Here is a 15395-nt window from a genome sequence, read left to right on the forward strand (position 1 = left end):
CCCTTATAAGTTATTTGCCCATTCAATCAGTTGTGGTTCTAATTGCCTCCATAACTCTTCTGTTTTTTTAATTATAACATATGATTCATCCTTATTTTTATTTGAAAGTTCATTAATTGAATCTGATAAATTATCCATGATAATAGTCAATTGAGGTGTTATGTCAGGCACTGCCCATAAAATATTATCATTTATCAAATCCAGCTTTTCAAATAATTCTTCGGGAATTGTTGATGATAAAAAACTGAATTCATCATTGTATATTTCTGTTATTTCCTCAAAGAGAATATTAACATCATTTAGTTTATCAAGGTATTCCTTTTTGAACTTTTCAACATAATTACTCATTATACTCACCTTATACAATATCAGTTTATGATATTGATTTTGTTGGAAGTCGTTTAATTATTTGTCATTTTCTTTAGCCTATTTAAATAAATTGAATATAGTTTTCGGCTACGTCTGCTGCGGGCCATTTCTTTTCATAGCATTCTTTGATAAAATCCATTGATTCTATTACCTCTTTTCTAGCACTTTCCTCCGTATAATAGGAAAAGCTTGCTTCAATACATGCAATTACATCCTCCATGTATTCGTTGATATTCTCATAATCCTTAAACTTATAACAGCTTTCTAAGGTTTTTTCAATATCCTTTTGGTGACATATATGTGCATATCTTTCATCGGCATCATCGGCTGAGAGATATTTTTGAGCCTTTTTCTTGTCCCAGCCTGTCTTATGTTCTTTGATTATTTCCCATATCGTTTTGAATTCATCGAGTGATAGGGCGTTTGCATGATTTTCTTGAACATATTCACATATTTCATCTGTAGAGGTGTCATTGGTGTATTCTTCATGTTTAACATTTACCAATAGCCACCCGGTGGGTGTTATGTCATTTAATGGGTCAAAGTTTTCATTTTCAAGATATGTTAGAAATTCATTGGATGGATTCTTCAATTCATCATCTTTAACTAGAAAGCAGGAAGAACCCATGGATAAATATTTCATATCGCCGCCTTCAGGTTTTTTATTATTGTTTCTATGTTTTTTTAGTATGTTCCATATTGTCTTGAATTCATCTATGCCGAATTCGTTTTCGGGTACTTCATCGATGATTGTGAAGGCTGTTCTAACCCCACTTATCACGTGTCCGTAGCACATTGTTTCCACATTGACATATAAACTTTCCAAATGAGGCAAGTCAATCCATCTTGTATGTTTGAATCCTTCATCTTTAAGATATGTGAGTAAATTTTCGTTGGATTTATAGTCAATTTGATTTACCATAAAACATGATGTTCCATCGAATATTTGTTTAGGGTCCATTTTGTTATCCTCCTCGTTTGTTGAATTTTTTCATTAAATATATTTTCACTTAGTACTAAACAATACTTTGACATATTTATTATTTATATTTTTCGTAATAATATGCCAAATATGTTAAAAAATATATGATTTGATGTAGATCATGTCAAACTTCTCATTAAATCACGGAAAACTAAACCCACAAACAAATCTTAAAATCAATATTTAATAAAAATAAAGGCCATATCAATTTAAATATCTGAAATAATATGATGAATTTAAAATATTCCAAAAAGGGATAATTTAAAAAATAAGTGAAAAATGAAGGTTATTTAAAAAGATAATCATAATATGTTATTTCTTTTCTTAATTTTTCCTGCCACATCCAGTACATCCTGTGACAGGTAGCTGTCGTTAATATACTTATCATAGACGGGCAGCCTTTCTTTTAGATTGTAGCCTATAGAGCCAAGCTGTCTTTTCAGGTTACTTACACTTGGCCATGGAAGCTCCGGATTTATGTAATCGCTTGTTAATGGTGATATTCCACCAAAGTCATCTGCCCCTGCAATAGCAAATAGGCTGACAAGATTGATGTTTAAATTTGGTGGTATCTGTATGCTGACATCCTCAAAAAGTAATGATGCCAAGACCGTTAGCTTAATCAAATCGGTAACGGGTACTTCCGGATAATCTGCCATTGGCGTGTTTATCTTAGGCTTGAAGTTTTGTATTATTATCTCCTGGATGTGATTATATTTTTCATGTAACCTTTTTATCTCAAATAGGGTATCCACCCAGTCTGTGGGACTTTCACCTATGCCCACCAGCATACCCGTCGTAAATGGTATCTGTTGTTTGCCTGCATCCTCTATAAATTTTATTCTCTTTGAAGGATCCTTTGTCGGACTGTCCTTGTGGACTATCGTCTTGAGAAGACTCTTATTTGTAGTCTCGAGCATCAGCCCCATTGATGCGTTGACATCCGAGAGATATCTCAAGTCCTTTCTTGTGATTATGCCCATATTTGTATGCGGCAATATTTCATATTCATCCAATGCTATTTTAGAGAGGTGATGAACGTATTCCACCATCGAATTGAAGGAGTATTCATCCAACCTTTCCTTGACGACGTCCACTTCATCGGCGGATTCACCGAATGTGAATAGTGCCTCACTGCATTTATATTCATTTGCAGTTTCAAGTATTCTTCTTACCTCATTCTCGTTCATCAATAAGTTAACGCTTTCTTCGGGTGATTCTTTGAAGTTGCAGTAACCACAGCTATTTCGGCAGATATGGGTAAGGGGCAAAAATACGTTTTTTGAGTATGTTAAATCCTTTTGTCTGTTTTGATTGATTTGTTTAATACAATCAATAAATGTCGTCATGTCCCCATTTAACAACATATTTGCATCCTGTTTTGTGATTATTTCCATCATAAAACCACCATTTGAGAGTATTTTCCTAAAAATATATGTTATTGTTTAGTCATCATCTTCAGGATCAAGTTTTATTACTGCTGATTCTACAAACATTGGCCAGTATTCTGATTTGTCAAACCATACCATTACATATACCACTATGTCGGAATCCATCTCACCAATCATGTACTCTGCAACACATCCGGTCATCTCGAAGGACATTTTCATCCTTTCCAGACCGCTGATACCGGCTGATTCATCGTATACTTCGGCTACTTTTCTTAATTTTTTATCTGCCCTGTCGGTGAATTTTTTTGCCTTTTGACTTGACAGGTAGACTCTTCTAATGTTGAGGTGTTCGAATAATTCCTCGAGTTTAGGAATGATCTCATCCTGTTTTAGTTTATCGTGGGTTTTACCCTTGATTATCATTGCTTCGGTGTTATGCAGTACAGGTTTTGATCCTTTGAAAACTCCGAGATATTCCATTATTTGTCTTGATACTTCTATTACTTCCATTTTAATTTCTCCAATTTGTTTCTTCTCTTAATTGTCCTAGTGAAGCATTTTTTTGAGCAAATGCATTGTGTTGATGTATACTTTCCTCATTTACCTGTTTTATTGTGACGAATGAATTGTCCGGCAGTTGAGGATATTTTTCAAGCAATCCTGCAACCATGTTTCTTACACAGTCTTCAACAAATACGGGATTTTTATGTGCATTTGTAACTATCTTGTTTTCATCCGGTCTTTTTAGCAGTTCACATACTGGAGAGCTCATGGAGTTTTGTATGATTTCTATCAGATCATCCACGTTTACGTCCTGGTTTTCGGATACTTCAAGCAGTATTGTTCCAATTCCTCTTTGGTTATGTGAGGCAAATGTTACTGATTCTATTACCCGTTGGGTGGTTTCTTCATCAAGAAATTCCAGCAGTTTACTTTTTGATTCCTTGATGACTGATTCCTGTGCACATGGACATACTGTCATTCCTACAACTTCTGCTCCTATCATCTTCTTTACCGATATTGTGCCGTCATCGTTTTTGACTGCTGTTGCCCTTGCTATTATCTGTGTTGTTTCCTGTGTTTTCTTATGTGTGACGGGAGATAACTTGTTTACTATGTATTCTCCACGTGCCTCTGTTTCTGCCTGTTTGGCATATTCATGTTTTTCAAGTAGTTTTTTTACCAGGTTTGCACATAATGTTTCTATGTGGATTTCTGATTCGTTTACTGCTTCATCGATTATCTCAGATATTGCTTCGGGATTTCTTGACATGTGCACTCCTTTTTGGGTACTTGGCAAGTCGACAAATGCATCAAAAGTAGGCAGTAGGATAATCGGTCTTTTGTCTTCACGTTTTATTTTTAATAGTTTCTTTACTCCCGTTACTCCAACTTTGGTTAGTGATATGGGTGTTTCGGGTGTTTTATCTTGTGTATCCGGAAATTCACATATGCTCATTTTATTGCTCCTTTGGAATTTTTTTATAACATATTAATATTTTATTCTTTTATTGTTTTTTGTTGTAGTTTATTTTATTCATGTTATATTTTTGTGACTGGAAATACTAATAATTTAGATGTGAAAATTTATTGATTAATTATAAAATGTAACAATTGGAAAAATGTTGTATGAAAATTTGGAAAAAATAGCTTTGTTTGGAAAAAAACGTTATGAATAATAGATTGTTCCAATCTATTAAACATATAACATTTTTTTTATTGTAGAATAATAATTTAATGTCATATATAATAATTGAAGAAGTTTATCAACTAATCCACTACAATCATAGATGAGTTTAACTCTTCTTTTATTATGTTTAATACTGTTTGTGTATATGTTTTAATTACTGGTTCTTCTTTTAGCAGTAATTTAATAAAATCATTTAATTCAAAGGTATCCCTGAATTTAGCTATTAATATTGCATCAAATTGACCAGTTACATCATAGACAGCAAGTAAATTATTTTTAAATGGTTTTTTATCAACCAGATAGGTTATTGTTCCTCCTTGAAGTTCTAAACCGATTATGGCTGTTAAGTTGTAACCTAGTTTTTCATGATCGACTATAGGAACAAATTTGTTTATTATTCCTGATTTTGTTAATTTATCAACTCTGTTATGAACTGTTCCTACAGATACCCCTAATTCTCTTGAGATTTTTCTGTATGATTTTCGTCCATCTACCGTTAATAAATCCAATATTTTCTTATCCAACTCGTCCATAGAAACTATTTGACTATTTTGAGTTGTATTTTCTTCATTTTGACTCATAATATCACCATACATTATTTTTTTATGAAAAAAATTACTGAAATTATTAAGATATACATAATACTTTAATAATCACCATATATAAACCTTTTGAAAATCACCATTATTATAATATAATTTCTAGAAATAATAATCACATTAGATAAAATTTAATGAAATTATATTTATTTTTTTTATGTAAATTATGAAAATAACACAAACCAAATAATACAATAGCCCATTTGGACATTTACCAAAAATGAATTATACCTATTTAAACTAAAAAATAATAAGTTTTATAAATATATCAAAATACAACAATCCATTTTTTTATGGTACATGATTATCACAATTAATATCAATAATACCAAAAAAATATACACAAATTAATAATACTAATAAATATAAAAATAGTAAATAATTAAGTAAAAACACATAAGTTAAAATACAGGTGAAATAATGAAATGGTATGTATCTTTCATAATTGTAATTTTTTTACTTATAGGAATCGTTTATTTAGCTTCATCAGGAGCATCCGATGATGTGGAGCCATTAGGCAGATTAGCATTCGTTAAAATAGCCAACCCTGACATGTACCCGGAACATGTTCATGCTAATTTACTTGCCCAATATGCCGAAGAAAGAAACTCCAAATGTGCAATAGTACTTCATTATGCCGGAAGCTCAAACTATAGAAATTTCATGAATGGAAAAGTCTACATTATTGAAATGGCATTCATGGATACAGCCGGTGCTCAGGTAAACATTGACTGGAATCAAGTATTGGACTATGGAATCAACGGAGTGCCGGACGACAAATGGAATTACAAGGTTGATGGAGAAATATTTGATAACTTCGATGATGCCTGGGCCAGAGTAATGGAATTTGCTAAAGGCCAAGGACAGGAAGGTCCCGTCCCTATGGTATGGCATGGAACTGTAAGACAGGGAAGCATATTCATAAATCCTGGTTGTGGATTCCCATTATATTACCAGGTATGTTGCAAGCAATATGGACATATCGGCGGTATATTACATGCTGCTACCGGTTCAATATTCCCCTACTTCAACAACCCATACAGATCATATGAAATCCAACATGCATCAGAATTACAATATTACTACACGCACAACATGTTAGATTATGAATAGTAGTATACTACTACTATCAACATTTTTTTTTATAATTTTAAAAATATTCATATACAACTTTTAAAAATATTCATATACAACTTTTAAAAATAACAATATACAACTTTTAAAAATAACAATATAAAAATTTTAAAAAAAGAGTTTGAATAATAACCATTAAATTATTATCCATTTTTAACATCCTGAATTACTGATTTTAACTCATCCAGCGGCATATCTGTTCTCATACCTGTTAACTTAAAATGGGTTCTTGATATGGAATAACCCCTACTTCTAATCTCATCAATAACCTCATTCATCTTTGGAGCACTTATTTTTAGTTTTTTACATAACTTATGAATATCATAGAAAGTGATTGGACCTTCAGATTCATTGAGACACTTCTCAAACAGCTCAAGTAACTTATCCTTTGTATTAAGTTCCAGTGTATCGGCCATTTCAATCATTTTAGAGATAAATTCCCTATTGGATATATGACCCAACCATAATGGACCGGCTATATCAAACTTATGTCCGCATTCGGGACAGCATTTATCCATTGCAGGTGCATATCCATGATAGGTCTTACGGTATAGGCAATTAGGACAATGAGATATAAAACCGATATTGTCCAATGACTTATTTGTACTTTTGCCTCCACGACTTACCGTTGCATATATTCTCATGTAATGCTCGGTACTATGTGAAAACAGCACATTCAAATACTTCTGATTAACGGCCAAATTACGTGCTATAGCCGCTATCAGTATACGTATACCATTTTCATGACAATACTCCGTTTTTTGAGGTTCCGCTCCATACTTTCTAAGGCACGGATCATGATATGTGCCACATAATGCGGAGGTATCGGTTGCACTTATGCATATCAGTCCACCCGGACGAATATTTGCACTTGTTGCCTGTAGAAACATCGCGGGCGTTCCGAACGGATCTATATCAACCACGTCAAATAAGCCCTTATTTGATTGCAGCAAGATGTTGGCATCCGTTTTATATACTTCAACGTTGTCAACATCATTCAACTCGACGTTCTTTTTAATCTGTTCTATAGCCAGAGGATTTACATCACATATGGCTATTGAGTCCACGCCATCTATTTCCTTCGAGTATCTTACCCCACGTATACCCGTTCCACCAAACGCGTCACATATAGTAATGTCATGGTCCAACTGTTTTCTGTACTGATTTATCACTACAACAGATATGTCCCTGTTTAATTCCATAACCGGATTGTAAAATACCGGTGCCTCAGATGATACCTTCTCAAAATTAGGTACTTGAATCTTTACTAATCCTTCCTCAACAAAATGTGTCTCCATAAATCTACCCCATATAATTATTAACTTATCATGGTCTCTAATAATACTCTCTTTTTTGAATCTAATATGCCTTTGTAATTTGTGTGATGACAAATGTATGCCCAAAAAAAGGAAAAGACATAACATAAACATGATAAAAAGCATCACATCCCCATTGATTATAACCTTGCACATTCCAATCATAGAACAAAAAAAGCCCATAAAGTCAATGTTAATCATAAGCATAAAAATAGTATTGAATATTTATATTATTAGTTAAATATATGTAATTAGGAATAATTTAATAATTAAAGTAATATTCATATAATTTACATAAACAAATCTCAGAGGGGTTATTTAATGATAAACATAGCTAAACCTATAATTGGTGATGAAGAAATAGAAGCGGTAACAGAAGTATTGAAATCAGGAATGCTCGCACAGGGACCGAAAGTTGAGGAATTCCAAAAGGCATTCGCCGAGTATACCGAGAGCAAATATGCAGTAGCTACAAGTTCAGGTACAACAGCACTACATGCAGCCCTAAAGGCTGTTGACGTGCAAAAAGGTGATGAGGTAATCACAACACCATTTACATTTGCAGCAACATCAAATTCAGTATTATACTCAGATGCTACACCGGTATACTGTGATATTGACCCTGTTACATTCAACCTTGACCCATCAAAAATCGAGGAAAAGATAACCGATAAAACAAAGGCAATACTACCTGTACACCTATACGGTCAACCTGCAGACATGTGCCCGATAATGGAAATAGCAGAAGAACATGACTTGAAAGTAATCGAGGATGCCGCCCAGGCACACGGTTCCACATATAAGGGTAAAAAGATTGGAAGTATCGGAGACATGGGATGTTTCAGTTTCTATCCAACAAAGAACATGACAACCGGTGAAGGTGGTATGGTCACCACAAATGATGAAGAGCTGGATGAAAAAGCGGGCATGATCAGAGCTCACGGTGAAAGTAAAAGATATGAACAGTCACTGCTGGGTTACAACTATAGGATGACCGATATAGCAGCAAGTATTGGACTTGTACAGCTTGACAACATCGATAAATTCAACAGGATAAGAAATGAAAACGCAGCATACCTGAATGATGCATTGAGTAATGTTGAAGGCATTACAACTCCTGAAGTGGCAGCTGACAGAACCCATGTATTCCACCAATACACCATCCGCGTATCCGATAAAAGAGATGAATTCCGTGAATACCTGACCCAGAATGGTATTGGAACCGGTGTTCATTACCCTATCGTATTATACAAACAGCCATACTACCAGAAACTCGGAATTACAGGCAATTGTCCTGAAGCTGAATGTGCAGCCAGACAGGTTATTTCATTACCTGTACATCCATCACTTACCCAGGATGAACTGGATACTGTAGCATGTTGTGTTAAAAAGGCAGCAAAAGAAGTATTATAAACCCCCACCTCCCATTATTTTTTCTAAAAAAACTTTTACTATAGATTATCATGAAAATCGAGAAAGAATCATTCAACAACTATGTTCAAAAGAACGTATTTGATACGCTTACAGGTTATCAGTTAATTAACGACAACGATAAGGTCATGATTGGCGTTTCCGGTGGCAAGGACAGCATTCTTACATTACACATGCTCAGCAGGTATAGACAATTATCGGATATTGACTTCAAACTGGAGGCCGTCTGTATCGACGAGGGCATAGCCGGATATAGAAATCATGGAATAGAATCAGCTGTAAAAAACTGCAAACTGTTGGATATTAACCTGGAAATCATATCATTTAAGGAAGCCTTCAATCACGACCTGGATGACATTCAGGGTTTGTATAAAAGCAGCTGTATGCCATGCGGCATTTACAGGAGATATCTTTTAAATAAGGCTGCATATGACCATGGCTGTGACAAGATAGCCACAGGCCATAATATGGATGATGAAATCCAGTCATTTTTAATGACCTTTGCAAGAAATGATCAGAACAAGTTTTCCAAGTTTGGACCCGCTTTAAACAGAATTCATGAAAAGATGGTTCCACGTATTAAGCCGCTGTGGCAGTTAGCAGAAAAGGATGTTGGAATTTGGTGTGTTGTCAATGACATTGAAATTCATGACGAGGAATGTCCATATTCTGTCACGTCCCTCCGCAGTGATGTCAAGAATTTCCTGAACAGATTGGAACAGGAAAACAAGGGAATAAAAAGAAACATATTCGATTCGTTCAAAAATACGTTCAATATTGCACAGCAGGATGTAAGCCTCAGTACCTGTGAATTTTGCAGTCAGCCAACAGCCAACAGTCCATGCAATGCATGCAAGCTAACAGAGGAAATTAATGAATTATTGAATAAATAAAAAAAAAAGAGAGTTTTAGAGTTTATCGGCTGTTTTAAAACAGCTACCTCCATATATCTCCTCCTGCATCTGTTGGACCGCTTCGGTTGCTGAAGCCGCGTCATAAGCTTCTTTAAGTATCCTTCTTTTTTTCACGTTTAGACTTTTACCGCATGGACATTTTCTTGTTTTTGTAGTGTCCTTTGCATATAGTACTCTTCCACAGTCACATCTAAATATCAGATACATTATATCACCCCCACATAAATTAATGTCTAAGTATCTTATTATGAAATTTCCATCGTATTATCCTATTTAAGCAATCTATAATCTTATCTATATTCCGAATATGGAATGGATGTATGGCAGAAATACGTTGTTTATTGTAAGCAGTACGCCTATTGTACATCCGAGGTTTGTACCAATTACAACAAGGATGACACGAAACAGCTGATTATGCCAAAGGTCCCTGAATGAATCGAAGTCAGACAAACCATGCAAATCGTCCCATCCCACATGTCGAAGTTTTCCCTCTACCAGTCCCGAAAACCATCCCGCAGCCAGGATTGGATGTATGACCGTTATCGGTGCTACAAGAAATGCCACTATTGCAGATTGGATTTTGGAGCCTGATAACAATGAACCTAGAAATGCCCCTACTCCGGCAAAGAGTATGTAATTTACTATTCCTCCCTGAATGTTTATTCCCTGCATGAATGCCATTATAAATAGGACTATGAATATTACGGGTATCAGATAGAGTATTACTTGGATTATGGATATTCTTGATTCCTTGACATAGTTTATTGTGCTTAACTCAGGGATTGTATCGGGATTGTTCAGGTATGTTGTTATACCCTCCTTGTGTCCGGCACCCACCACTGCAACCACGTTATGTTCCTCAAGACTTTTAAGGTTATATGCCATATATGCATCCCTTTCATGTACCAATGCGTTGTATCCGCCGGGTGATGACTGCTTGAAAAACTCCATTACCTCCTTGATGGTATCCTCCTGCTTTAGGATTTCGACCTCTTCTTTCAGGTCCTCTTCCATTTCATCATCGATAAAGAATGACTTCAACAACTCCCATCCAAAGGTTAGTTTTTCGCGAAGACTCATACCGTTAATTGTTCTTTTTAAGGTTACCTGAATATTTCTGTCGATTAATGCCACGTCCGCGTTTACTTGCCTTGCTATGTGGTATGCTTCTAGCATCTCGGAACCCGGGTCCACTCCTACTTCTTCACCCATTTTTCTTTGGCTTGATGATAGAAATGAGCTGACAAGCGTTACTATAAGATTTGATCCCTTGAGCATCTTCTTCAAGTCAAATTCCTCTTTACGTTGAATGCCGTTTTCTTTGTCCAGCAATGCCTGGAATCTTCCCGCGTCCAATTCTATTGCAACTATTTCAGGCCTGTTTTCATAGATTACCTCTTTTACCTTTTCAACACTATCCTTGGAGATGTGTGCAGTCGGTACGATTTCAAGTCTTGGTTCACGTATTGGCTCATTTAATTCTTCTTCGTCGGATTCTTCCTCTGATGGGTTAACCGTGATTGTCGGATTGTATAATCTTATTATTGGTGGTTTGTTAAAAATTCTTCGAGTATCCCCATTGGTTATGTTTTCATCATTCATAATATCACGCGTTTATTTAATTTAATATATCGAATGTCCTTAATTAGTATTTTAAAGTATTAACTGTTTGTTTGAATCCCGATTATATGATGAGATTGATTATATTAGTTTAATATATCCTGTTTTTCTATTATTTTATATCATTTGAATAAAATTTATTGTTAATATTTAATATTTATAGATAACATCTTTTTTAAAATATTGGATTTGTGTATGGATTAAATAGTTAAATGATGAAAATCATATATAATAATCATATTAAGTAGATGTGATTTGATGAAAATAATTACTACACCGATGTGTGAGGATATTCTTAGATTATCAAATGTAGAGGAATATGAAGTTGTGACGGTTGACCGGATAAGTGATGCTGATGTTGTCATAACATTGTCCGAGACAGACGTGGATATTCCGAAAATACCGGTTAAACTGAATACATATACTCAGTTATTAGATTCGATAAACAGCATTTCAGAAAGATTCAACACAGTTTGTGATGAAGAGAAGATTAATTTAATCAAATCATTAATAGAGGATAATGATAAGAACAAATATAAAAGAGAAGATATTAAAGTTAAAGTATACAGTAATTTCTTAACAGATACCGTGGAGGATATGGGATTTTTCATTACTGATGACGACTATGATTATGTGGTTGTCCCAGACTATATGAAGGATGAAGTTGATGAAGCAGAAAACATGATTATAGTCCCATCACATAAAAATGTATCTTTTGATATTATTAAACGGATTAACAAACGTTATCAATTATTGGAGAGTAAATTATGTATGAAACAATGACATTTTCAGGTGGAATCCATAAACATAATGAAATTGAAGAGTTAATTGAAGATTTAGGTGGATTTGTTTTACAAAAAAATGATCAGCAATTGGATGTTACCATAACAATGGCCGTACCTGCAGAGGATACTGATAAAATAGAACAGAAGGCTAAGGAGCTGTTGGGCAGCGTTGAAATTTCACCGCTTGCAAGTACCGAAATAGCCGTTGTATCACCTACCCTTGCACGGCAGCATCTGCCTCATGCTGCCTGTGATATAGCAGAGTACATGAGAAGATACGGTACCAAGACAAACATGATTGGTCTGGCCCGTGGTGCCGGTAAGGGAATCTCACAGATTAGCAAGTCCGAGAAGGATCTAATCGAGGAGCATGACCTTGCAATATTTTCACTGGGCAGTTTTGATGATTGCATACGTAAGAAAACCCATCTGTTTGAGGATATTGATATTCCAGTTATTGTTACGGGTAGTCCCGAAATTCCGGCGGAGGAAATCAATGCCAATGCTTATGTATCCGGTTTCGGTAGAATTCCACGTAGATTAAAACGTGGAGAAAACATCAGGGCATTAAGACAGCTTGTCAAGGTATCAGAGGATATCATATCCAAGCAGAAAGAGGATATTGAGGATGATCCGTTGATTGTATCCCCTATTATCGTCAAGATAGCACTGGAACGCAAGGTTCCAGAGGTAGCACATATCAATGCCCCTATGGCACTGGTAAGTCAGCTTGACGGTGTACGCGTTAAGCTTCCATTTGACAAGTTCCACGATGAGATAGCAGACGTCGAGGTTGAAGGTTATCGTTTGGGCGATATTTCCGAGATTAAAAAATCCAAGATGTATGACCATATCCTCGTTAAGATTTTACCTGAAACTTCATTATACTAATTTCCACTTCCCCATATTTTTTTTTAGCAATTTTTCATCGTATTTTTCCAAATTCCAAGCATTACAATAAAGTCAATCTATTGGTATTGCCTGTTTTCAATAGATGACGTGATTGAAGTTAAAGCAACAGACATATCCGATTAAAAAAATGAAGTAAAATAGATAAATACCTCGATATCCCATTCAACATTTTTCTTTTTTAATATCCGCACAAACATCGAAGCATTCACGTCAATAGTCAATCATGAAAGCGATTCATATCTGATTATTATTTCAGGACGAATCATACATTTATATAAAATAATCTTTAAATGATTATATATCGAATGAATAAATCAATAACATATCATACTCATGGATATATTTAATCATTCAAAAATGGAGTTGAAAAACGAATGGCACATGAACATGGAGCCGACTTATCTGATGAAGATAGAAAGGCTATGCTAGAACAAAATATTAATATAACTCGTAATTTAGCTAACATAAAATATAAGGTAGCTGTTATGAGTGGTAAAGGTGGAGTGGGAAAATCAACAGTATCTGTTAACTTGGCACAGGCATTTAATGCCATGGGCTTGAAAACTGCAATATTTGATGTTGATATCCACGGACCTAACGTTCCTAAGATGTTGGGAATTGAAGGAGAAAAAATGGGAGTTAAAGGCAACAAGCTGTTGCCTGTAGAAACCGACGATGGAATACTTGTTGCATCAATGGCATTTCTGATTGAGAATATGGGTTCACCAATCATATGGAGAGGACCTCAAAAAACGGGTGCCATCAAACAGCTGATATCCGATGTGGCATGGAGCAATATTGACGTCATGATATTCGACAACCCTCCTGGTACCGGTGATGAACCTTTAACCGTTCTTCAAACAATACCTGACTTGGATGCGGCTGTTATGGTTACCACGCCTAGTTCAGTTTCCGAAGAGGACGTTATCAAGTGTGTGACAATGACCAAAATGTTAAACATCAACAATATAGGTCTTGTTGAGAACATGTCCTACTTTGAATGTCCAAACTGTAATGAAAAATTCAACATCTTCGGGGACAGCAAAGGTCTTGACTTTGCAAATGCAATGGACGTTAAATATTTAGGTGACCTGCCTTTCAGAACGGAAGTATCAGAATCTGCAGACAAATATGATACGCCTATAGTCAAGTCAGACCCTGAAAGTGGTGCTGCAAAGGCATTTATTAAGATTGCAGAGAAGATTCAGGAAGAATACTTCAATAAGGATTAAATTTAATCACCCTTTTTCTTTTTTTATGGTATTTTTTACATATTTTTTAAACGTCATATTCCAACCCAGAATCTTTTAATTACTAAAAGTTATTTATAGTATGAGAATAAAATAATATTATTGTAAAATCAACAATGAAAAAATAAAAAATATAAAAAGTTATAACATTAACCAATCATGTAAAAATAAATGAGGTGAAATGATGACGGATAATGAAAAAAATTTCAAAGGAACCACAACAGTAGGATTCGCATGTAAAGACGGTGTTGTATTAGCAACAGAAAAAAGAGCAACAATGGGTTCATTAGTAGCAAATAAAGGAGCAGACAAATTGTTCCAATTGGATGACAAGATAGGTGCAACCATAGCAGGTACAGTATCACACGCCCAATCATTAATGGACGTCATAAAAGCGGAAATATCCCTATACAAGTTAAGAAATGGAAAAGACATGTCCATTGATGCACTTGCAGTTCTTACAAGCAACATATTAAAATCAGGACCATTCATGGTACAGACAATCATCGGTGGAATCGACAAGGATGGAGCAAAACTATACTCCCTTGATCCAAGTGGAAGTTACATGAGAGACGACTGCATATCCACTGGTTCCGGTTCACCATATGCCTATGGGGTTCTTGAAGACAGATACACCCAAGATTTAACCGTTGAAGAAGGAAAGCTTGTAGCAGTTAAGGCATTAACTTCAGCCATGGAAAGAGATGTTTATTCAGGAAACGGCTGTAGATTAGCAACCATCACCGAAGATGGTATGAAAATATACACCGAAGAAGAAATAGATGAAATTAAAAGTAATCTATAAACCCTTTTTTTAAACACTCTTCAACTTTTTTTCCACATTAAAAAAAAAGAACTATTATATATAAGATAGTACAAAATATTAAATAGATTTGTTTTAAAAATTTTTATTTTATTTTCCAATAAAATTAAACATTAAATAATTAAGCTAGTTATATTTATAAAATTCGAAAATACACTTATTATTAAAATATAACTATA

Annotated in this window: 16 protein-coding genes; 7 read left to right on the forward strand and 9 right to left on the reverse strand. The window is 34.8% G+C overall.

The window, feature by feature from the left end:
- Positions 1–3: 3 nt before the first annotated feature.
- The 6 genes from AW729_RS05720 to AW729_RS05745 form a co-directional block, all read right to left on the reverse strand.
- Positions 4–348 (reverse strand): hypothetical protein, encoded by a 345-nt coding sequence (locus AW729_RS05720; RefSeq protein WP_112124207.1) that lies wholly within the window; start codon positions 346–348, stop codon positions 4–6.
- Between the two features lie 82 nt (positions 349–430).
- The gene (locus AW729_RS05725) at positions 431–1330 is read right to left on the reverse strand and encodes a hypothetical protein (RefSeq protein ID WP_112124208.1); all 900 of its coding nucleotides are present in this window, start codon (positions 1328–1330) and stop codon (positions 431–433) included.
- A gap of 323 nt (positions 1331–1653) precedes the next feature.
- Positions 1654–2751 carry a 7,8-didemethyl-8-hydroxy-5-deazariboflavin synthase subunit CofG gene (gene cofG / locus AW729_RS05730; protein WP_112124209.1) on the reverse strand — a complete coding sequence of 366 codons (1098 nt, stop codon included), beginning with the start codon at positions 2749–2751 and terminating at the stop codon, positions 1654–1656.
- 45 nt (positions 2752–2796) lie between these two features.
- Positions 2797–3252, reverse strand: coding sequence for a DUF2120 family protein (locus AW729_RS05735; RefSeq protein WP_112124210.1), 456 nt, complete (start codon positions 3250–3252; stop codon positions 2797–2799).
- 1 nt (position 3253) lies between these two features.
- Positions 3254–4201: a GTP cyclohydrolase MptA gene (gene mptA, locus AW729_RS05740; protein ID WP_112124211.1), complete on the reverse strand. Its 948-nt coding sequence runs from the start codon at positions 4199–4201 to the stop codon at positions 3254–3256.
- Between the two features lie 311 nt (positions 4202–4512).
- On the reverse strand, positions 4513–5013 hold the full coding sequence (locus tag AW729_RS05745) for an Lrp/AsnC family transcriptional regulator (RefSeq protein WP_112124212.1): 501 nt from the start codon (positions 5011–5013) through the stop codon (positions 4513–4515).
- Between the two features lie 438 nt (positions 5014–5451).
- Between AW729_RS05745 and AW729_RS05750 the strand changes: the two genes are divergently transcribed.
- Positions 5452–6144, forward strand: a complete 693-nt coding sequence (locus tag AW729_RS05750) for a hypothetical protein (RefSeq protein WP_112124213.1) — start codon at positions 5452–5454, stop codon at positions 6142–6144.
- A 164-nt stretch (positions 6145–6308) separates the two neighbouring features.
- Here the strand turns inward: AW729_RS05750 and AW729_RS05755 are convergent, their stop codons facing one another.
- A complete protein-coding gene (locus tag AW729_RS05755) occupies positions 6309–7463 on the reverse strand; it encodes a tRNA (guanine(10)-N(2))-dimethyltransferase (RefSeq protein WP_112124214.1) in 1155 nt (384 codons plus the stop codon).
- A gap of 339 nt (positions 7464–7802) precedes the next feature.
- On the opposite strand from AW729_RS05755, the gene AW729_RS05760 reads away from it, so the two are divergent.
- Positions 7803–8894 carry a DegT/DnrJ/EryC1/StrS aminotransferase family protein gene (locus tag AW729_RS05760; RefSeq protein ID WP_112124215.1) on the forward strand — a complete coding sequence of 364 codons (1092 nt, stop codon included), beginning with the start codon at positions 7803–7805 and terminating at the stop codon, positions 8892–8894.
- 47 nt (positions 8895–8941) lie between these two features.
- Positions 8942–9805 (forward strand): TIGR00269 family protein, encoded by an 864-nt coding sequence (locus tag AW729_RS05765; RefSeq protein ID WP_394339566.1) that lies wholly within the window; start codon positions 8942–8944, stop codon positions 9803–9805.
- 15 nt (positions 9806–9820) lie between these two features.
- On the opposite strand, the gene AW729_RS05770 is transcribed toward AW729_RS05765, so the two are convergent.
- Together AW729_RS05770 and AW729_RS05775 are read right to left on the reverse strand one after the other, a co-directional pair.
- Positions 9821–10033, reverse strand: coding sequence for a DUF1922 domain-containing protein (locus tag AW729_RS05770; RefSeq protein ID WP_112124217.1), 213 nt, complete (start codon positions 10031–10033; stop codon positions 9821–9823).
- 87 nt (positions 10034–10120) lie between these two features.
- The gene (locus tag AW729_RS05775; RefSeq protein ID WP_236951201.1) at positions 10121–11428 is read right to left on the reverse strand and encodes a TraB/GumN family protein; all 1308 of its coding nucleotides are present in this window, start codon (positions 11426–11428) and stop codon (positions 10121–10123) included.
- Between the two features lie 276 nt (positions 11429–11704).
- On the opposite strand from AW729_RS05775, the gene AW729_RS05780 reads away from it, so the two are divergent.
- From AW729_RS05780 to psmB, 4 genes are all read left to right on the forward strand, one after another.
- Entirely contained in the window at positions 11705–12229 is a 525-nt protein-coding gene (locus AW729_RS05780) for a hypothetical protein (protein WP_112124219.1), read from the forward strand.
- Positions 12214–13122 carry a methanogenesis marker 7 protein gene (locus tag AW729_RS05785; RefSeq protein ID WP_112124220.1) on the forward strand — a complete coding sequence of 303 codons (909 nt, stop codon included), beginning with the start codon at positions 12214–12216 and terminating at the stop codon, positions 13120–13122. Before AW729_RS05780 ends, AW729_RS05785 begins: the two co-directional genes overlap by 16 nt.
- A 395-nt stretch (positions 13123–13517) precedes the next feature.
- Positions 13518–14375, forward strand: coding sequence for an Mrp/NBP35 family ATP-binding protein (locus tag AW729_RS05790; RefSeq protein WP_112124221.1), 858 nt, complete (start codon positions 13518–13520; stop codon positions 14373–14375).
- 202 nt (positions 14376–14577) lie between these two features.
- Positions 14578–15198, forward strand: coding sequence for an archaeal proteasome endopeptidase complex subunit beta (psmB, locus tag AW729_RS05795; protein WP_112124222.1), 621 nt, complete (start codon positions 14578–14580; stop codon positions 15196–15198).
- Positions 15199–15395 lie beyond the last annotated feature (197 nt).

Origin of the sequence: Methanosphaera sp. BMS, from assembly GCF_003268005.1 — an archaeon.
GTDB lineage: Archaea > Methanobacteriota > Methanobacteria > Methanobacteriales > Methanobacteriaceae > Methanosphaera.